At 70.5% G+C, this 19,784-nt stretch carries 13 protein-coding genes; 7 read left to right on the top strand and 6 right to left on the bottom strand.

Features of this window, described 5'->3' with window-relative positions:
* Positions 1–79 precede the first annotated feature (79 nt).
* From IF00_RS0103320 to IF00_RS0103310, 3 genes are all read right to left on the bottom strand, one after another.
* Entirely contained in the window at positions 80–1,363 is a 1,284-nt protein-coding gene (locus IF00_RS0103320) for an ABC transporter substrate-binding protein (protein ID WP_030313995.1), read from the bottom strand.
* A gap of 187 nt (positions 1,364–1,550) precedes the next feature.
* Positions 1,551–3,074, bottom strand: a complete 1,524-nt coding sequence (gene arfA, locus IF00_RS0103315) for an arabinosylfuranosidase ArfA (RefSeq protein WP_030313993.1) — start codon at positions 3,072–3,074, stop codon at positions 1,551–1,553.
* Between the two features lie 265 nt (positions 3,075–3,339).
* Entirely contained in the window at positions 3,340–6,252 is a 2,913-nt protein-coding gene (locus IF00_RS0103310; RefSeq protein WP_030313991.1) for a glycoside hydrolase family 48 protein, read from the bottom strand.
* Between the two features lie 272 nt (positions 6,253–6,524).
* Between IF00_RS0103310 and IF00_RS0103305 the strand changes: the two genes are divergently transcribed.
* The gene (locus IF00_RS0103305) at positions 6,525–8,075 is read left to right on the top strand and encodes a cellulase family glycosylhydrolase (protein ID WP_030313989.1); all 1,551 of its coding nucleotides are present in this window, start codon (positions 6,525–6,527) and stop codon (positions 8,073–8,075) included.
* Positions 8,076–8,112: 37 nt separating this feature from the next.
* The gene (locus tag IF00_RS0103300) at positions 8,113–9,858 is read left to right on the top strand and encodes a glycoside hydrolase family 6 protein (RefSeq protein WP_030313987.1); all 1,746 of its coding nucleotides are present in this window, start codon (positions 8,113–8,115) and stop codon (positions 9,856–9,858) included.
* A gap of 140 nt (positions 9,859–9,998) precedes the next feature.
* Here the strand turns inward: IF00_RS0103300 and IF00_RS40905 are convergent, their stop codons facing one another.
* Positions 9,999–10,601 (bottom strand): imine reductase family protein, encoded by a 603-nt coding sequence (locus IF00_RS40905; RefSeq protein WP_051819758.1) that lies wholly within the window; start codon positions 10,599–10,601, stop codon positions 9,999–10,001.
* Complete coding sequence (locus tag IF00_RS0103290) at positions 10,595–11,617, bottom strand: LacI family DNA-binding transcriptional regulator (protein WP_030313985.1); 1,023 nt, start codon at positions 11,615–11,617, stop codon at positions 10,595–10,597. Before IF00_RS0103290 ends, IF00_RS40905 begins: the two co-directional genes overlap by 7 nt.
* A 370-nt stretch (positions 11,618–11,987) precedes the next feature.
* Here IF00_RS0103290 and IF00_RS0103285 point away from each other — a divergent pair, with 370 nt between their 5' ends.
* From IF00_RS0103285 to IF00_RS0103270, 4 genes are all read left to right on the top strand, one after another.
* Positions 11,988–13,340, top strand: a complete 1,353-nt coding sequence (locus IF00_RS0103285) for an ABC transporter substrate-binding protein (RefSeq protein ID WP_030313983.1) — start codon at positions 11,988–11,990, stop codon at positions 13,338–13,340.
* A gap of 90 nt (positions 13,341–13,430) precedes the next feature.
* A complete protein-coding gene (locus IF00_RS0103280; RefSeq protein WP_030313981.1) occupies positions 13,431–14,432 on the top strand; it encodes a carbohydrate ABC transporter permease in 1,002 nt (333 codons plus the stop codon).
* A 4-nt stretch (positions 14,433–14,436) separates the two neighbouring features.
* Entirely contained in the window at positions 14,437–15,357 is a 921-nt protein-coding gene (locus IF00_RS0103275) for a carbohydrate ABC transporter permease (RefSeq protein WP_030313979.1), read from the top strand.
* 74 nt (positions 15,358–15,431) lie between these two features.
* Complete coding sequence (locus tag IF00_RS0103270) at positions 15,432–16,874, top strand: GH1 family beta-glucosidase (RefSeq protein WP_030313978.1); 1,443 nt, start codon at positions 15,432–15,434, stop codon at positions 16,872–16,874.
* Positions 16,875–16,932: 58 nt separating this feature from the next.
* Here the strand turns inward: IF00_RS0103270 and IF00_RS0103265 are convergent, their stop codons facing one another.
* Positions 16,933–18,531 carry a hypothetical protein gene (locus IF00_RS0103265; protein ID WP_030313976.1) on the bottom strand — a complete coding sequence of 533 codons (1,599 nt, stop codon included), beginning with the start codon at positions 18,529–18,531 and terminating at the stop codon, positions 16,933–16,935.
* A gap of 327 nt (positions 18,532–18,858) precedes the next feature.
* Between IF00_RS0103265 and IF00_RS0103260 the strand changes: the two genes are divergently transcribed.
* Entirely contained in the window at positions 18,859–19,782 is a 924-nt protein-coding gene (locus tag IF00_RS0103260; RefSeq protein ID WP_030313974.1) for a glycerophosphodiester phosphodiesterase, read from the top strand.
* The last annotated feature ends 2 nt before the right edge of the window (positions 19,783–19,784 follow it).

The raw sequence follows: 19,784 nt of genomic DNA, 5'->3' as shown, positions 1-19,784 counted from the left end.
GGTTCGGCCGGGGTCGCCGGCGCGGGGTGCGGTGCGGGGTTCGACCCGGCGTTCGGTACGGAGGTCACGGCGGCGTCCATCAGGAGGAGAGCGCCGTCTTCGCCTCGGTGAAGAACTGCTTCACCGCGTCCGGGACGGGCCTCGTGCCCAGTGACATCTCCTCGCCGAGCCGCAGGAAGGCCGCCTCGGTGACGTCGGCGCCCGCGGGGTGCGGGGTGATGGGCTCCAGGAGGCGGGACTCCACCAGCTGCTTCTCGTACGCGGCGATCTGCCTGCCGACCGGGTCGCTCGGCACGTACGCCTCGTACTGGGCCGTGGTGGCCGGGACGCCGCGGTCGTAGCCCATGATCTTCCCGACCTCGGGGTCGTGCACCATGAAGTCGATGAACCGGGCGACTTCCTCGGGGTGCTTGGTGCGCCGGGAGCCGCTGAGCATGAGCGAGCCGAGGTACTGGCCGGTCCTGCGGCCGTCGGTGGTCGGGATGGGGGCGAGACCGTACCGGCTCTTGCCCTCGGAGGCGTAGCGGACGGTGAAGTTGTCCCAGGTGAACTCGCAGGCGGCGAGTTCGGCGGTGACCGCGGACTTCGGCTTGGCCTGGATGGTCCGCTTCGGGTCGGCGTAGACGCCGGACTGCACGCCCTGGTGCGCCCTGGTCCACCAGTCCGTCAGATCCGCCTCGGTGAAGCCGAGTCCGGCGGTGGTGAAGAAGGCCTTGCCCTGCTGGCGCAGGTAGAGGTCGTACAGGTACATGATCCCGTAGAGGCCGGCGTCTCCGGCACGCCCCTGGGTGTCGCGGATCTTGGCCAGGGCGGCGTGGTACTCGTCCCAGGTCCATCCTGCCCTGGGGGCGACACCCGCCTTGCCGAAGACGGCCTGGTCGACGACCAGGGCCATCGAGTTGCTTCCGACGGGTATGCCGAGGAGCTTGCCGTCGACCTCGCCGAACTTCTCCAGGCCGGCCCGGAAGCCGTCGAGCCGGAGGTTGCCCTGCCCGGCCTGCTCACGCAGATCGAGCAGGACGTTCTTCGCGTCGTACTTGCGCAGGAAGCCGATGGCGTTCTGGAAGACGTCGGGGGCGTTGCCTGCCGAGGCCTGGGTGTTGAACTTCTTCCAGAAGTCGGCGTACGGCTGGAAGTCGGTCTTGATCTTGATCTTCGGGTGCTTCTCCTCGAAGAGGGCGATCGTCTGGTTGATCCGCTTGGCCCGGTCGTCGGAGCCCCACCAGGCGTACCGGAGGGTGACGGTGCCGTCCCCGGATCCGGAGCCGGTGCCGCATCCCGCGGCGGTCAGGCCGAGAGCCGCCAGTGACCCGCCCGCGAACTTCAGCAGATTCCGACGGTCGACAGTGCCGTGAGTACGCACAGTTCGTCCTCCCGCGCGTGTGATTAGAACGTTTCAGGAAAGCGCTTGCTGGGACAAAGTAGGTTCGTCGGCCAGTCACGTCAACGCTTCGGACAGGATCTTTCGAAGCGCTTCGAACAAGGGGTAAGGGGGGTCGGCCTGAAAGGATTCAACTCAAGGCCTGCCAGAGCCTCCGCCGGGGCGTCCGTCAGCGCAGCCGGATCACGTTCCACGACATCGGCTCCAGGACGGCCCGCAGCCTCCCGTCCACGAGCGTCGCGCCTGTCACCGCGTGCGGCGCGACCCGCTCCGGCTCGTCGAGCGTGTTGGACGCCTCCGGGTCCGCGTCCGCGAGCGCACTGTGCTCGACGACCCGGCCCGGCGCGAGGCCGCGCAGGGCGAGCTGGAGCGTCAGGGGCGCGTTCCGGCCACGGTTGACCGCGAAGACGGTGACACCGCCGTCCTCGTCGCGTACGGCGGTGGCGTGCAGCAGCGGGCCGTCGCCGTACCGGTCCGTGGCGTACGCCGGCGAGTCGACGCGCACGTCGAGAACGGTCCCCCGCCCGTACCGGGACGCCTGGGCGAAGGGGAAGAAGGTGGTCTGACGCCAGGCGGGGCCGCCGGGCTCGGTCATGATCGGGGCGATCACGTTGACGAGCTGGGCGAGACAGGCGATCGCGACCCGGTCGGCGTGCCGGAGCAGGGTGATGAGGAGGCTGCCGAACACGACGGCGTCGGTGACCGTGTAGACGTCCTCCAGAAGGCGGGGAGCCTCCTGCCAGTCCTCCACGGGGTGGGGGTTGGGCCGGCGCTGGTACCAGACGTTCCACTCGTCGAAGGAGAGGGTGAGTCTCCTCGCCGACTTCAGCCGGGCTCCGACGTGGTCGCAGGTGGCGACGACCTCCTCGATGAAGGCCTCCGTCTCCACGGCCGAGGCGAGGAAGGAGTCGCGGTCGCCGTCGGTCTCCTCGTAGTAGGCGTGCAGCGAGACGTGGTCGACGACCTCGTACGTCTCGGCGAGGACGGTGGCCTCCCAGGAGGCGAAGGTCGGAAGTCCGCGCGCGGAGCTGCCGCAGGCGACGAGTTCGAGCGCCGGATCGATCCGGCGCAGGGCGCGCGCGGTCTGCGCCGCGAGCCGGCCGTACTCCTCCGCGGTCTTCTGCCCGGTCTGCCACGTGCCGTCCATCTCGTTGCCCAGGCACCAGAGGCGGATGCCGAAGGGGTCCTTGTCGCCGTGGGCGATCCGGCGGTCGGAGAGTTCGGTGCCGCCGGGGTGGTTGGCGTACTCGACGAGGTCCATGGCCTCGGCGATGCCCCGGGTGCCGAGGTTGAGCGCCATCATCGGCTCGGCCCGCGGCCCGACCTTCCTCAGGAAGGCGATGAACTCGCTCAGGCCGAAGCGATGGGTCTCGGTGGACCGCCAGGCGACGTCGAGCCGGCGCGGACGCTCCTCGACGGGCCCGACGCCGTCCTCCCAGCGGTAGCCGGAGACGAAGTTGCCGCCGGGGTAGCGGATCGCGGTGACGCCCAGCTCGCGGACGAGCTCCAGGACGTCGGTGCGCAGCCCGTCCTCGTCGGCGGCGGGGTGGCCCGGTTCGTGGATGCCGGTGTAGACGCAGCGCCCGAGGTGCTCGACGAAGGAGCCGAAGAGGCGGGGGTCGACGGGCCCGACGGTGAAGTCGGGGTCGAGGGTGAAACGGGCGGTGCGGGTGGTGCGTTCGGGGTGGGACACGCGATTCCCTCTCGCTCGAAATGTTCGACATATCGATCAACGGTCGTATGTCCGAACGAGAACGTAGGAGGGGAGATCGCGGGCGTCAATGGACCCTTGGGACCGGCCGCACCGCCGGGGCGACGGGATGCGACCGTGCGCCCCGCCGGAGACGACGGTGACAGGGCGTCGGGAGAGACGCGGGAACCGCGGAGGACCGGGCGGTCCCCTTCTCGGGGACCGCCCGGTCTCGTCGTACGCGGAGCCGCTCCGTGCGGGGCGGCTGCTATTCGAGCAGCTCCGCGTACGAGCCCATGGCCAGGGCGATGTCCGCCTGGGCCCAGAACCGGTGGTAGGTGAAGACGGGCGCGGCGCCGCCCGCCAGGTAGGCCTCGATCTTCGGCCAGGCCGGGTCGTCCTGGTAGAAGGTGCGGATCGAGGCGAAGGTGGAGGAGTTGTTCACCGTGTCGCCGTTCGGCATGGTGCCGGTCCAGCCGTTCGGTACGTACACGGGGTCGTCGAAGCGGTTGTAGTCGGCGCGGGTCTCCTCGACCGCGATGCCCAGCGGGTCCTGGTGGTGGTCCCACATGCCGTCGAGGAGGGCCTTGGCGACGCGCTTGGCCTCGGCGTGGCCGGACTTGGCCGCGTAGTAGGTGAGGGTCTTGGCGTAGGCGGCGGCCACGCCGACGTCGTCGGTGTAGTCGGCGACGGTGACGTGCAGGCCGGCGTTGGCGCCGGGGCTCGCCGCGTTCCAGGTGTCGGGCGCGCCGGACCACTGCAGGGTGGAGGGGATGCGGTAGGTGCCGTCCGGGTTGACCGTCGTCTTGGACAGCGCCCAGGAGACCCATTTGTCGAGGACGGTCTTCGCCTGGGCGTCACCGGTCTGCTGGTAGTACTCGGCGACCCGCTCCATCGACCAGGCCTGGAAGCCGAACCACTGGTTCGACGCCGGGTCGTGGTAGACGGGCTTCTCGTCGTAGAAGAGGCCGTGGAAGGTGGGGGTGCCGGCCGGCGGGGTGGCGTAGCGGCCCTGCCAGCTGTTGGTGGCGCCGCCCGCGATGGCGCCCTCGTCGGACTGGAGCCAGCGGTAGAACTCCAGCTGCCGGTCGAGGCTGGTCGCCCAGTCCGCCGCGCCCGTCGTCGACTTGGGCTTGAGCGGGGCGTACTCGCTGAGCGCGTAGGCGGCGAGGGGGTTCTGGTAGCCGCCGTGGGCGTGGCTGGAGCCGATGCGCCAGGACCAGCCGGCCGAGGTGTCGGTGGCGCCGCCCCAGGCGTAGTACCAGGACATCAGGTAGTGCGCGCTGTCCTTGCCGGTGCCGGCGGGGCACGTGGTGGGGCCGACGCAGTTCCCGGCCTTCTTGAAGTACTTGTCGAACATGGCGTACCGCAGGTAGTCGCCCATCTTGGCGGCCTTGCCGACGGTGGCGGAGACCTGACCGCCCCTGCCCTGCTCCTTGGCCCAGAGGTCGGCCCAGTAGGCGGCCTGTACGGCGCGGGCGTCGGCGTCGGGGGCGTTGGTGAACTTCCACTGCTTGGCGTAGGAGGCGTCCCCGGTGAACAGGTCCAGGTAGCCGTTCCGTCCGCCGTAGCCGAAGTTGTCGCAGGTGGGGTGGGTGACGGTCTCCCAGACGGACTCCTGCGGTCCGCGCTGGAAGGTGTTGATGTACGAGGGGCCGGTGGCCGTCGGACCGGCGGAGCACTTCCCGGGCTCGTTGCCGAAGCCGTAGACGTTGTCGACGTCCTGGATCCAGTGCATGCCGTAGATGTCGTCGGTGCCGTAGGCGCTCTTGAGTTCGGCGGCGATCGGGTCGGAGCCGGAGGTCACACCGGAGTCGAGGCGCGCCGGGTACTGGGAGGGCAGGTCCCACTCGGGGGCGTAGGTGGCCGGCTTGGAGGCGTTGTAGGAGCCGGTGGTGGGCGTGTCGGCGTGGGTGGGGATCATGAATTTCTCCATGGTCTCCCAGGCGCCGTTGAACTTGGTCCAGTCGCCGGTGATCTTGCCGTACATGGCCTGGAGCCAGATGAGGTAGCTGTACGCCTCCGAGGTCGTCTCGTGCCCGTGGTCGGGGGCCTCGACGATCAGCGTCTCGACGGAGTGGTACGGGATGCCCTCGGGCGAGAAGTAGCCGTTGGCCGGGTTGGTGATCTTCCCGTGGAGGTCGAGGAAGCGGGCGTCGTACGTGGAGTTCGCGGCCAGCTGGGCGACGGTGACCTCGGCCTTGGCGTGGCCGGGTGCGCTCGCGGTGAAGACGGCGGAGCCGGTTCCGGTGGCCGCGGCGGCGACGGTCACCTTCTGGGCGGTGTTCCAGTTCGCCGGGGTGAAGGTGAGCGAGGCCGGGGTCGCGGTGAGATTGGTGTTGCCCGAGGTACGGGCGATGCTCACCGTGACATTGGCGGTGGGGGCGGTGGAGAGCTTCAGGTCGAAGGTGCCGGTCGCACCCTGGCGGACCCCGAGCTGGCTCGGGGCGGCGACGAGCGCGGGGCCGGCGGCGACGGTGATGCCGACGGGCGCGGACTCGGCGGAGGCGCCGAGGCTGTCGTAGGCCTTGGCGTAGAGGGAGTGGGCGCCGGTGCCGAGCCCGGACGCGCTGAAGGTGAAGGGCGCGGTGGTGTCGGTGCCGAGGAGCGTGGTGTCGCTGTAGAACTCCACCTTGCTCACGGTGGCGCTGTCGGCCGCGGCGGCGGTGGCGGCGAGGGGCACCGCGTCGCCCGAGGTGAAGACGGCGCCCGGTGCGGGGCTGGTGAGGACGGCGACGGGCGGCTGGTGGGCGCCCGTGCAGGGGGTGCCGTTGACCGCGAAGGAGGTGGGGGCGGCGTTGGCGCCGGAGTAGGTGAACTGGGCGCCGGTGGTGGTGGCGGCCCCGGCGGCGAGGGCGCCGTTCCAGGAGGCGTTGGTCACCGTGACGTTCTTGCCGGACTGGGACCAGACGCCGCTCCAGCCGTTGGTGAGCTTCTGGTCACCGGCGTAGGCGTAGGTGAGGGTCCAGCCGTTGAGCGCGGTCGTGGCGCGGTTGGTGAGGGTGAGCTCGGCGGTGAAGCCCGAACCCCAGTCGTTCGTCTTGTAGTCGACGCTGCACTGCACGTCGGCGGCCTGGGCCGGGGTGGCCCCGACGGCCGTGAGACCGAGGGGGAGGGAGAGCGCGGCGGCCAGCGCGGTCAGCTGCCGGCGTGGTCGCGTTCTTGCTCGGAGGCGTGGCATGCGGGTGGTTCTCCTCGCGGCTCGGGAGGTCGGGGGAGCGAAGAGCGAAGGTGCATGGAGACAAGCTCTGAACCAGTGGGAGCGCTCCCACTGTGCAGTTGGGACGCATCGGCGTCAAGGTGCGTGAAGAGTCGAAGGCAATCAGCGAGGGAATTTACCCAACACCTCTTTTCCTTGGCGGCAGTTGCCGCTACGGTCTGCCCGACCAGTGGGAGCGAATCCGTCCGGTCGGCACACCGTCAGGGGTGTGCCCTCGCTGCGAGGACTCGCTCATGCGACATCCCCCACGTCTGTCCGCGCTGCTCTCCGGAGTGGCGCTCACGATGGCGAGCACCGCGTTCGCCCTCATGGGTACGGCCTCAGGAGCCGCGGCCGCACCCGCTTGCACGGTGGAGTACTCGGTCGTCGGCCAGTGGGCCGGCGGCTACCAGGGCGCCGTCACCGTCACCAACAACAGTGCCGCACTGAACGGCTGGACCCTCGGCTTCGCCCTCCCGGCCGGCCAGGTCGTCAGTCAGGGCTGGGGCGGCAGGTGGTCCCAGTCCGGGACCGGCGTCACCGTGGTGAACGAGAGTTGGAACGCCGCGCTCGCCACGGGCGCGAAGGTCACGGGCGGCTTCATCGCCTCGTGGTCGGGTACCAACACCGCGCCCACCGCGTTCACACTCAACGGCACGCCGTGCGACTCGGGCACCACCCCGACGCCGACTCCCACGCCCACCGATCCGACGACACCGCCCACGACTCCCCCGACCACACCACCCACCACCCCGCCCACCACTCCCCCGACGACACCGGCCCCGGTCACCGGCGCGCCCGAACTCGGCGTGTCCGGCAACAGGTTCACCGATCAGAACGGCGCGACCCGACGCCTGCTCGGCGTCAACCGCTCCGGCGGCGAGTTCATGTGCGTCCAGGGCTACGGCATCTGGGACGGCCCCGTCGACGACGCCTCCGTCAAGGCGATCGCCGACTGGAAGGCCAACACGGTCCGCATTCCGCTCAACGAGGAGTGCTGGCTCGGCCTGGACAACATCAAGCCCGAGTACCGGGGCGCGAACTACATCAACGCCGTGAAGGACCTGGTCACCAAGGTCATCGCGCACGGCATGACCCCGGTGCTCGAACTCCACTGGACGTACGGCCAGTACACGGGCAACTCCGCCGGCTGCGCCGACGTCCACGCCTCCTGCCAGAAGCCGATGCCCGACGCCCAGTACACACCGGCGTTCTGGACCTCGGTGGCGAACACCTTCAAGAACGACAAGCGGGTCGTCTTCGACCTGTTCAACGAGCCCTATCCGGACCGGGCGACCTCCACCGCGGCCCAGGCCTGGTCCTGCTGGCGCGACGGCGGCACCTGCCCCGGCATCGGCTACGAGGTCGCCGGCATGCAGGACCTGCTGGACGCGGTGCGGGCCACGGGGTCGAAGAACCTCGTCCTCGTCCCGGGCATCGCGTACTCCAACGACCTGAGCCAGTGGCTCACGTACCGCCCCACGGACCCGGCGGGCAATCTGGCCGCCGCCTGGCACGTCTACAACTTCAACACCTGCGCCGACGAGACGTGCTGGAACAACACCCTCGCCCCGGTAGCCGCCGAGGTTCCGCTCCTCGCGGGCGAGATCGGTGAGAACACCTGCGGACACGCGTTCATCGACCGCGTCATGAAGTGGTTCGACGACCGCGGCCTCTCGTACCTGGGCTGGACCTGGAACACCTGGAACTGCAACTCCGGTCCCGCACTGATCAGTTCGTACGACGGCACCCCCACCGCATTCGGCATCGGACTGCGCGATCATCTGCGCGCACTCACCCCCTGAAGTCCCTGGAAACCCCCTGAAAGGAATCCCCACCCGCATGAGCCGCACCAGCCGCACCGCCCTCCTGGCCGCCCTCGGTCTCATCACGGCCACCGGCGCCACCGCCACCGTCTTCGGCACCGCCACCGCCGGCGCCGCCACCCCCGGCTGCAAGGTCGACTACCAGATCACCAACCAGTGGAACACCGGCTTCGGCACCAGCGTGACCGTCACCAACACCGGTGACCCGGTGGCCGCCTGGACCCTCGAGTGGACCTACGCCGGCAACCAGCAGGTCACCCAGGGCTGGAACGCCACCATCACCCAGTCCGGCGCCGCCGTCACCGCCAAGAGCCTCTCCTACAACGGAACCCTGGCCACCGGTGGTTCGGCCTCCTTCGGGTTCAACGGCTCGTACAGCGGCACCAACGCCGTACCCGCGACCTTCAAGCTCAACGGGGTCGTCTGCAACGGCGCCACCGAGCCGACGACACCCCCGACCACCCCGCCCACCACTCCCCCGACCACCCCGCCGACGACGCCGCCGGCCGGCACCAAGGCCGACAACCCGTACGCCGGCGCCAAGGTGTACGTGAACCCCGAATGGTCCGCGAAGGCGGCGGCCGAGCCGGGCGGCTCCAAGATCTCGAACCAGCCCACCGGTGTCTGGCTGGACCGGATCGCCGCCGTCAACGGCTCGTCCACCTCCATGGGTCTGCGCGCCCACCTCGACGAGGCCCTGAAGCAGAAGGGCTCCGGCGAGCTCGTCGTCCAGCTGGTCATCTACAACCTGCCCGGCCGCGACTGTGCCGCGCTCGCCTCCAACGGAGAGCTCGGCCCGACCGAGATCGGCCGCTACAAGACCGAGTACATCGACCCGATCGCCGCGATCCTCGCCGACTCGAAGTACGCGGGCCTGCGGATCGTCACCACGGTCGAGATCGACTCGCTGCCGAACCTGGTCACCAACGTCTCGGGACGCCCGACCGCCACGGCCAACTGCGACGTCATGAAGGCCAACGGCAACTACATCACCGGCGTCGGCTACGCGCTCAAGAAGCTGGGCGCGATCGGCAACGTCTACAACTACGTGGACGCCGGCCACCACGGCTGGCTGGGCTGGGACGACAACTTCGGCGCCTCCGCCGAGCTGTTCAAGCAGGCCGCCACGGCCGAGGGCTCCACGGTCGCCAACGTCCACGGCTTCATCGTCAACACCGCCAACTACAGCGCCCTGAAGGAGGACCACTTCACCATCAACGACAGCGTGAACGGCGTCTCCGTGCGCCAGTCGAAGTGGGTCGACTGGAACCGGTACACCGACGAGCTGTCCTACGCCCAGGCGATGCGCACCAAGCTGGTCTCGCTCGGCTTCGACAGCAACCTCGGCATGCTGATCGACACCTCCCGCAACGGCTGGGGCGGCACCGCCCGGCCCACCGCCGCGGGCCCGACGACCACCGTCGACACGTACGTCAACGGCGGCAAGTACGACCGTCGCATCCACCTCGGCAACTGGTGCAACCAGTCCGGCGCGGGGCTCGGCGAGCGACCCCAGGCTGCGCCCGCCGCGGGCATCGACGCGTACGTCTGGGTCAAGCCCCCGGGCGAGTCCGACGGCGCCAGCAAGGAGATCCCGAACAACGAGGGCAAGGGCTTCGACCGGATGTGCGACCCGACGTACACGGGCAACGCCCGTAACGGGAACAGCATGTCGGGCGCGCTGCCGGACGCCCCGATCTCGGGCCAGTGGTTCTCGGCCCAGTTCCAGGAGCTCCTGAAGAACGCCCACCCGGCGCTGTAGCTCCCCGCCCGGGCCCCTGCGGCCGGCCGGACCTCCGGGTCCCGGCCGGCCGCAGGCTGTCGCGCTGTCGGGCTACTTCCTGAAGTGCTCGACCAGCCGCGCGTCACTGTCGCCGCCGACCCCCTCTTCCACGGCCTTGTTCACCAGATCAAGGGTGTAGCGGGGGGGGACTCGGCGTCGACGTTCCGTGCCGCGCTCTCGCGGACCAGGTCCTCGACCGACGGCCGGTGGTGCTGGAGTGCCCCGTACTCCGCCGCGTACGTCCCGCAGTCGACCTCGTCAGCGATCACCGGAAAGGACGCGAGGAGCGCCGACATGGAGGCCTGGGCGTCGTCCGGGAACCGCTTCACCCCGATGCCCTCACTGGACAGCAGGGCGGCCGCGTGCGGGAATCCGTTGAGTGCGCCCCACATGGTGTCGTGCACCGCCATGCCGTACAGGGCCGGGACGCCGGCGTCCTCGGCGATCAGCGTTCCCCGCCCTCGGATCAGCCGGAGCACCGGCTGAAAGCGCTCGTGGACGGAGGAGGAACCACCGTAGAGGACCACGGTCCCCGCTGCCCCGATGCCCAGGGCGATCGTCACGATCTGGCCGTGGAGATACCGCGCACCCCGGCCTCCGGCCCCGTCGGCCACCGCCCTGGCCTCCGCCGACGTGCCGTCCGTCAGGTTGACGACGGCCCGGCCGGCGAGCGCGTCACCCGACGCTCCGAGGAGCTCGCGGGCCGCGGTGGCGATCAGCACGACTCCCGCTCGATCAGCTCCGTCGGCAGCACCCGCCGACGGGGCTCCTCCGGTGCCTCCACGATCTCCTCCAGGAGCATCCGGGCCATCGTGCGGCCCATCTCCTCGATCGGCTGCCGCACGCTCGTCAGCGGCGGGTCCATCAGCCGCGCCACCGGTGAGTCGTCGACGCCGACGAGGGCCACGTCCTCGGGGACCCGGCGGCCCGCCTCCCGCAGCGCGCCCCGCGCGCCGGCCGCCATGACGTCGGAGGCGACGAAGACGGCGTCCAGGTCCGGGCTGCGGTCGAGCAGCAGCCGCATCGCCCTCCGGCCGCCCTCCTCGGTGAAGTCGCCCGCGGAGACCAGCTCCTCGTCGGGGGCGAGTCCGGCCTCCGCGAGCCCCGCCCGGTAGCCGCCGAGCCGGGCACGGGCCACGTACATGTCGAGCGGTCCGGTGACGGTCGCGATCCTGCTCCGCCCCCGCCCCACGAGGTGGGCGACGGCCGCCCGGCCGGCCCCGATGTTGTCGGAGTCGACGTACGGCACGGGCTCGGCCTCGGAGCGGCGTCCGTTCATGACGACCGGCAGCCCCAGTTCCCTGATCCGGTCGGGCAGCGGGTCGTCACCGTGGACGGAGGCGAGCAGGACGCCGTCGACGCGCTGGGCGGCCAGATACTGCTCGAAGCGCTGCCGCTCCTGCTCGCTGCGGACCAGGGTGAGCAGCAACTGCTTGTCGGCCTCGGCGAGTTCGGCACTCACCCCGCGGATCAGGTCGAGGAAGTACGGCTCCGTGAAGAGCCGGGCCTCGGCCTCGGGGATGACGAGCGCGATCGCGTCCGTGCGGCTGCCGGCGAGCGCGCGGGCGGCCTGGTTGGGTACGTAGCCGAGTTCGGCGACTGCTCTGGCGACGGCCGTTCTGGTCTGCTCGCTCACCCGGGGGGAGCCGTTGATCACCCGGGAGACCGTGCCCCGGCCGACCCCGGCCCTGGCCGCGACCTGCTCCAGGGTGGGTCTGCCGCTCTGCCGTCCGCTCACAACTCCCGAACTCCCCTCGTAGGACAACGCGCTGCTCACCACGGTCCCGCCGGAAACGAAAGCAGGGATGGGAGCGCTCCCACAGTAGTCCACGCCCCCACCCCCGCGCCATGAGGTGTGTTCAGGAGATGACGCGACCGCCCGCGCCCAGGTACGCGAAACCCCCGGAAAACCTTCCGGTAACGAATCCGCGTTCATGTCTTGACACCCGCACCCGCCAGAGAGCAACCTTCCGGCAACGACGTGGGAGCGCTCCCATCCGGGACGCGCACAGCCTTGCATCAGGTCCTGGCAGGCGCCGCCGAGCCGCGATCAGCCGGCCGGGCCCTCTTGGCGCACAACGAGCACCACCTTGGACGAGGAGAGTGGAATGCGCACTTCCAGCAGCAGACGCGGACGCCGTGCGGCGATCGCGGCGGTCGCCGTCGTCGTGACCGGCACGACCCTGCTCACCGGTTGCGGCAGCGACGACGACAACGGCGGCAAGGGCGGCGGGGGCGGCCAGGGCACCGAGAAGATCACGCTGCGGATCGGGACCTTCGGTTCCTTCGGCTACGACAACAAGACCGGCGCGAAGCTCTACGCCGAGTACGAGCGGCTCCACCCGAACATCAAGATCGAGGAGTCGAACGTCTCCGACGGTCAGAAGTACTGGGACACGCTGAAGCTGCGCCTCGCCCAGAACAGCGGCGTCGCCGACATCCAGGCCGTCGAGGTCGGCTACATCGCCGAGGCGACCGGCACGGCGATGGCGAACAAGTGGGTCGACCTGAGCAAGGAGGGCGGCGCGAAGATCGACGCCTTCCTCGACTGGAAGGTCAAGCAGGCGACGACGGGCGACGGCAAGGTCATCGCCATCGGCACCGACATCGGCCCCATGGCCATCTGCTACAACAAGGACCTCTTCGCCAAGGCCAAGCTGCCCACCGATCGCGACGCCGTCGGCAAGCTGTGGTCCGGCGACTGGGCCAAGTTCATCGCGACCGGCGAGAAGTACAAGGCGGCCGCGCCCGCCGGCACCTCCTTCCACGACTCGGCGAGCGGTCTCTTCAACGCCGTCGTCTCCAGCGACCCGGTGCAGTACGCCAACACGAGCGGCGAGCTCGACTGGGAGAACAGCCCCGGCGTGAAGAACGCCTGGGACACCGCGGTCAAGGCCGCCCAGGGCGGACTGACCGCCAAGCTGCGCCAGTTCGACGAGAAGGGCACCTGGAACGCCGCCTTCAAGAACTCGAAGTTCGCCACCGTCGCCTGCCCCAGCTGGATGACCGGCATCATCAAGGACCAGGCGGGCCCCGCCAACCAGGGCAAGTGGGACATCGCCGCGCCGCCGGTCGCCGGCAACTGGGGCGGCTCGTTCCTCGCCGTGCCCAAGGCCGGCAAGCACACCAAGGAGGCCGCCGAGCTGGCCGCCTGGCTGACCGCCCCGGCGCAGCACGCCAAGGTCTTCGCGGTCAACGGCAACATCCCCTCGTCCAAGGACACGCTCACCTCCACGGCCGTCCAGGAGGCGAAGCTGCCGTACTTCGGCGACACCCCCGTCGGCAAGATCTTCTCCAGCGCGGCGTCCGGGATCACCCCCGCGGTGATCAGCCGCTACGACGGCCAGGTCAAGACCTTCCTCACCGACAACGGCATCCTCGACATCGAGCAGCGCGGCACCGACCCGGCCAAGGCCTGGGAGAACGTCAAGAAGCTGGTCGACGACAAGATCGACCAGTAGCGGGGACACCTGCCGGTCCGCCGCCGCCTGCGGGCGGCGGACCGGCACCGTCCGCACCACCGCACGCATCGACCCTGGAAGGATGCCCCCGTGGCCACCTCCGTTCGGGCGAGGCCGGACGGCTCCCCGCCGCCCGCCGCACCGCCCTCCTCCCCCGGCCCGCGCGGCCGCCGCTCCCCCGGCGGCCTGCGCAGCACGCTCTACCGCTGGGACATCAAGGCGATCCCGTACGTCTTCGTCGCCCCCTTCTTCCTCACCTTCGCCGCCTTCGGCCTCTTCCCGCTGATCTACACCGGCTGGCTCTCGCTCAACCGGGTCGAGCTCGGCGGGGACCCGACGTGGAAGGGTCTGGAGAACTACACCGACCTCGCGACCAGTGAGTTCTTCTGGAACGCGCTCTTCAACACCTTCACCATCGGAGTGATCGCGACCGTCCCCCAGCTGCTCATGGCGCTGGGCCTGGCGCATCTGCTCAACTACAAGCTCCGCGGCCGGGGCTTCTTCCGGGTCGCGATCCTCGCCCCGTACGCCACCTCGATCGCGGCGGCGACCCTGGTCTTCGCCCAGCTGTTCAACACCGACTACGGGATGATCAACAGCGTCCTGGGCTGGGTCGGCATCGACCCGGTGAACTGGGAGTCGTCCAAGTGGCCGGCGCAGATCGCCATCTCGGTGATCGTCACCTGGCGCTGGACCGGCTACAACGCCCTGATCTACCTGGCCGCCATGCAGGCCGTGCCGCAGGACCTGTACGAGGCCGCCTCGCTCGACGGGGCCTCGCGCTGGCGCCAGTTCATCAGCGTCACGATCCCGTCGATCCGGCCGACCATCCTCTTCACGATCGTCGTCTCCACCATCGGCGCCACCCAGCTGTTCGGCGAGCCGATGCTCTTCGGCGGCAGCGTCGGCATCAGCGGCGGCAGCGGCAACCAGTTCCAGACGCTGAGCCTGCTGATGTACGAGAAGGGGTGGGTGACCGGCGCACTGGGCCAGGCGTCGGCGATCGCGTGGGTCATGCTGCTGCTCCTGCTGCTCGTCGGCGGCGTCCAGGCGCTCGTCTCCCGCCACAACCGCAAGAAGCTGGGGGGCTGACCTCATGGCGCACACACTCGACAGGAGCCCGGCCGGGTCCGGAATCCCGGCCGCCGCCCCGGCGGCCCGCCCCGGGCGCCGCTTCCGGCAGACGGCCGGCCGCCAGCACCACGCGGGACCGCTCACCTATGTGCTGCTCGTCGGTGCCGCGTTCGTCTCGCTCTTCCCGCTGTACTGGAACGTGGTGGCCGCCTCGCACAGCGGCGAGCGGGTCGTGGAGGCGCCCGCGCCTCTGCTGCCCGGCAACCGTCTCCTGGACAACCTCAGCTTCGCCTGGAACCAGGTCGACATGGGTGAGGCGCTGATCAACACCACGATCGTGGCGAGCCTGGTGGCCCTGTCCACCGTGCTGTTCTCCACGCTCGCCGGTTTCGCCTTCGCCAAGCTGCCGTTCCGGGGCCGGGGCATGCTGCTCTCCCTGGTGGTCGCCACCATGACGATCCCGCCGCAGCTCAGCGTCATCCCGCTGTACCAGATCATCACCGACCTCGGCTGGTTCGATCAGCTCCAGTCGGTCGTCCTGCCCTCGCTCGTCGCCGCGTTCGGCGTGTTCTTCATGCGCCAGTTCCTGGTGGAGGCGCTGCCGATGGAGCTGGTGGAGGCGGCCCGGATGGACGGCGCGCACAGCCTCCGGATCATCTGGCACGTGGTCTTCCCGGTGGCGAGGCCCGCCATGGCCGTGCTCGGCATGCTGGTCTTCGTGCAGGCCTGGAACGACTTCTTCTGGCCCTTCATCGCGCTCACCCCGGACGGCAACCCCACCCTTCAGGTGGCACTCGCCGGGCTCGGCGCGGGCAACCACACGGTGGACCACGCCGTCGTGCTGACCGGCGCCCTGATATCCACCGTGCCGCTCCTCCTGGTCTTCGCCTTCCTGGGCAAGCACATCGTGGGCGGCATCACCGCCGGCGCCGTCAAGAGCTGACCGGCCCGCGCCGCCCCTTCCTACCGAACGTCTCGAACGTACCGACCCCGTACCCGCGTTGGGAGCCCTCTCCTATGACCGCGTCCGAAACCCGGCCGCTCACCGCCACCCGCTCGTTCCCGTCCGACTTCCTCTGGGGCGCGGCCACCGCCGCGTACCAGATCGAGGGAGCGGCAGCCGAGGACGGCCGTACTCCGTCCATCTGGGACACCTTCTCGCACACCCCCGGCAAGGTCTTCGAAGGGCACACCGGTGACGTGGCCGTGGACCACTACCACCGGTTCCGCGAGGACGTCGGCATCATGTCCGAACTCGGCCTGAACGCCTACCGGTTCTCCGTCTCCTGGTCCCGTGTGCAGCCCACCGGGCGCGGGCCGGCCGTCCAGAAGGGCCTGGACTTCTACCGGGCGCTCGTCGACGAGCTGCTCGCCGCCGGGATCGAGCCGGCGCTCACCCTCTACCACTGGGACCTTCCGCAGGAGCTGGAGGACGCGGGCGGCTGGCCCGAGCGGTCCACCGCCGAGCGGTTCGCCGAGTACGCGGGGATCGTCGCCGACGCGCTCGGCGACCGGGTGACCCGCTGGACCACCCTCAACGAGCCCTGGTGCAGCGCCTTTCTGGGGTACGGCTCCGGGGTGCACGCCCCGGGCCGCACGGACCCGGTGGCCTCGCTGCGCGCCGCTCACCATCTGAACCTCGGGCACGGTCTCGCGGTCCAGGCCCTCCGGTCCTCGCTGCCCGCGGACCGGCAGATCTCGGTCTCGCTCAACCTCCACGAGGTGCGGCCGCTGACGGGTTCCGCCGAGGACCTGGACGCGGCCCGCCGGATCGACGCCGTCGGGAACCGGATCTGGCTGGGTCCGATGCTGGAGGGCGCCTACCCCGAGGACCTGCTCCGCGACACGGCGCAGGTCACCGACTGGTCCTTCGTCCGGGACGGTGACACCGCGGCCGCCCGGCAGCCGCTGGATCTGCTGGCCGTCAACTACTACACGCCGACGGTCGTCTCGCACGTACCGGAGGGTGCGGAGAAGCCGCAGGACGACGGTCACGGCAACAGTGACCACTCGCCGTGGCCGGGCTCGGGCTCGGTCGCCTTCCACCGGGCGCCGGGCGAGCCGACGGCGATGGGCTGGGCGGTCGACCCGAGCGCGCTGTACGACCTGCTGACGCGGGTGTCCGCCGCGTACCCCGAGCTCCCGATGGTCATCAGCGAGAACGGTGCCGCCTACGAGGACGTGGTGTCCCCGGACGGTTCGGTGCACGACCCGGAGCGCGCGGCGTACGTGCACGCGCATCTGGAGGCGGTGCACCGGGCGATGGAGGACGGGGTGGACGTCCGCGGCTACTTCCTCTGGTCGCTCCTCGACAACTTCGAGTGGGGTTACGGCTACGCGAAGCGCTTCGGCGCGGTCCGGGTGGACTACGACACCCTGGAGCGGACCCCGAAGTCCAGCGCCCGCTGGTACGCGCGGGTGGCGCGGACGGGGGAGCTGCGGGCTCCCGACGGCGCCTGATCCGCGTCCGTGAGGGGAAGGCCGTGCCGGTCGCCCGGCGCGGCCTTCCCCTGCTCCGCTACGGCTGCCCGTCGAGCCAGCTCAGCTTGTGCCCGTAGAGCACCCGCTGGCAGTAGTCCGTCCCGTCCGGATCGCCCGCGCCGGGGTTCGCCCCGCAGTCGTCCTCCTGCCCCGGACGGTGTTCGGAGAGGGACCACAGCCGGCCGGTGCCGCGCTCGACGTAGAGGTCCTCGGCGCCCCGTGCGGTCTTGACGGCCTGCCCCGACTGGACCAGCCGGCCGCCGCCCCACGTGTAGCGCCAGAGGTTGCCGGGCTCGTCGGTGCCCTTCGACTCGTTCACGTAGAGGGTGCCCTCGTGCGCCGCGGCGCCCTGCGCGCCGCCGTTGGCCAGGGGCAGGTAGTTCGCCCAGCCTTCGGCGGCGACGTCGGCCGAGCGGCCCTCCAGGGCCGCGACCGGGTAGGAGGCGATGCGGCCGGTGGAGGGGTAGCCGCTCTCGGGGCGGCAGTACTCGCCCATGAGGAGCCGGTCCGGGGTGGTGCTGCGGTCCAGCGAGATGTAGGAGGCCTTCGGCGCTCCGGTGGAGACGCAGGCGTACGAGCCCTGCGGGTTGCTCTGCGTCGCCTTGAACTTCCAGGCGGCCACCTGGGGCATCACGTAGCGGTAGCCGAAGCTGTACCAGACGTTGTCGTGCCGGCCGACCTTCGTCTTGTCCTCGACGTTGGCGGTGGTCTTCACGCCGTCCGTGTCGGACCCCATCGCGTCGTGCGTCTTGGGGTCGCCGTCCGGGTCGAGGTCCATGATGGTGCGCATGTCGAAGACGCGCAGGCCGTTGCGGGTGTCGGCGACGTAGAGGTAGTTGCCGTACCAGACGATCCCGCCCGCGTGCACGCCCTTCTGGATCGGGTACTCGGCGGCGTGCAGACCGTCGAAGGAGACGTGGTCGGCGGAGTTCACGTACGTCCAGCCCAGCAGGACGTGCCGGTACTTGATCTCGGGGCTGCCCGTCGCCGGGTTGGTCCGGCTCTGGACGAAGGTGATGCGGACGCCCTTCTGGTTGCAGGCGTCGTTCGCCTCCAGCTCGGCCGTGGTGCAGTCGCCCGCCGTCGGGAGGGGGTCGTTCTCGCGGCCCGGGTCCCAGCCGTCGTAGGAGGCGAAGAGCTGGATGTCGCCGGCGTCGCCCCACAGCTCGTTGTCCTTGGCGTCGGAGACGCCGGTCATGCCCTGGGGGACCCATTCCCGCGAGACGGAGTCGTCGTCCTGCAGGCAGTACTTGATGTCGGGGTCGGGCGCCGTGCCGAACGGGTCCCGGGAGGAGCACCACGGCTGTACGGTGCGGTTCGCGCCGGCCAGCAGGTTCTGGACGCCGGACTTGGGCAGCACCGAGTCCAGACGGGCCACCCGTGTGGTGGTCTCGGCGTTCATCGCGCCGGGCGACATCGTGAAGTCACCGGGTGAGGCCGCGCCGCCCGGCTCGGTCCAGGCGCGGGTGGTGTACGGCGAGGCGGTCGCCTCGGTCGTACGGGGCTCCTGGATCCAGCTCTGCGGGGCGGTGGGCGGAAGGTCCTCCGCCTGGGCCGGTGCCGCGAGGCCGGTGAACGCGAGCGAGGCCGTGGCGGCGGCCGTGAGCCACGCGCGACGTATGCGCCGTGTGGGCATGTGTGGTTGTCTCCGTTGCTCCTGTGCCAGTAAGTCGAACGGAGAGTTCCAGAACGCTTGAGCGAAACGCAAACCTGTTCGCATCGTCGGCAACGACGCGCCGACCGCGGTGCAGTTGGGCGGATGCGGGCGTATCGCCATCACCCGGGCGACCCGCTCGCCGATCGGTGAGAGCCGGGTGAAGGTTGCCGCCGGTTCCGGTGAGCACCTCCGCGGAGATTCTCCGGAATACCTCCATGTCCCCGGCATCAGCCGTCCCGCGGCACGACGCGAGCGCCGCTCCGTGATCCGGCCCGATCGGCCCGCCGCCCCTTAGGGTGGGCGGACATGAGAGTCCCTCACCCGCCCGCCTCCCGGCCCCGCCGGCGACGCGGGACCACCGGCCTGGTCGTCGTGGTCACCGCCGTCGCCGGTTTCGCGGCCGTGCTCGTCGCCACCGCCTCGCCCGCGCTGGCGGCTCCCCGCCCCACGGCGGACGACACCGCGGCGACGAGTCCCTGGATGCGCCCGGCAGGGGCACCCGTGACCGTGATCGCCCACCGGGGGGCCTCCTCGGCCGCCCCCGAGAACACCCTGATCGCCGGCGAGGTGGCCCGGCGGGGCGGGGCCGTCTGGATCGAGAACGACGTCCAGCCCAGCGAGGACGACGTACCGTACGTCCTCCACGACACGACCGTCGACCGGACGACGGACGGCACGGGACCGATCCGCTCGCTGACCTCCACCGAGCTGGACGCCCTCGACGCCGGTTCCTGGTTCGCCCCGGCCTTCGCCGGCACGCATGTACCCACGCTGGAGGCCCAGTTGCGGGATCTACGGCTGCGGGGCGGGAAGCTGCTCCTGGAGGTGAAGGGCAGCCACACCTACTCCCAGGTGCGCCGGATCGTCGAGCTGGTGCGTGAACAGGGCATGAGCGACCGGGTCTTCGTCCAGAGCTTCGAGGTCACGCACCTGCGGTACGTCCACGAGCTGGCCCCCGACCTGCCGTTGGGGCTTCTGCGGGACACCCTGGACACCGACCCCCTCGCTGTGGCCGAGGACCTGCGCCTCGCCTCGTACAACCCCTCGGACCGGGCCCTGTCCAGCCGCCCGGAGCTCGTCCGCGACCTGCACGCGGCAGGCGTCGCCGTGAACGTCTGGACGGTCGACAGCCCGGCCCGCTGGAAGGCCCTGGACGCGCTCGGGGTGGACGGAATCATCACCAACCGCCCTACGGAGCTGGGCGGTTGGTCTTCCGGACTGGCGTCCTGAGG

The sequence above is a fragment of the Streptomyces flavochromogenes genome, from assembly GCF_000717595.1.
Taxonomy (GTDB): domain Bacteria; phylum Actinomycetota; class Actinomycetes; order Streptomycetales; family Streptomycetaceae; genus Streptomyces; species Streptomyces flavochromogenes.
This window is presented reverse-complemented; position numbering and strand designations above follow the sequence as displayed.

Bases quoted from the DNA above. Each gene is read 5' to 3' on its own strand.
- IF00_RS0103305 (WP_030313989.1), top strand. From the start codon at position 6,525: ATGCGACATCCCCCACGTCTGTCCGCGCTGCTCTCCGGAGTGGCGCTC.
- IF00_RS0103275 (WP_030313979.1), top strand. From the start codon at position 14,437: ATGGCGCACACACTCGACAGGAGCCCGGCCGGGTCCGGAATCCCGGCC.
- IF00_RS0103265 (WP_030313976.1), bottom strand. From the start codon at position 18,531: ATGCCCACACGGCGCATACGTCGCGCGTGGCTCACGGCCGCCGCCACG.
- IF00_RS0103260 (WP_030313974.1), top strand. From the start codon at position 18,859: ATGAGAGTCCCTCACCCGCCCGCCTCCCGGCCCCGCCGGCGACGCGGG.
- IF00_RS0103300 (WP_030313987.1), top strand. From the start codon at position 8,113: ATGAGCCGCACCAGCCGCACCGCCCTCCTGGCCGCCCTCGGTCTCATC.
- IF00_RS0103285 (WP_030313983.1), top strand. From the start codon at position 11,988: ATGCGCACTTCCAGCAGCAGACGCGGACGCCGTGCGGCGATCGCGGCG.
- IF00_RS0103270 (WP_030313978.1), top strand. From the start codon at position 15,432: ATGACCGCGTCCGAAACCCGGCCGCTCACCGCCACCCGCTCGTTCCCG.
- IF00_RS0103310 (WP_030313991.1), bottom strand. From the start codon at position 6,252: ATGCCACGCCTCCGAGCAAGAACGCGACCACGCCGGCAGCTGACCGCG.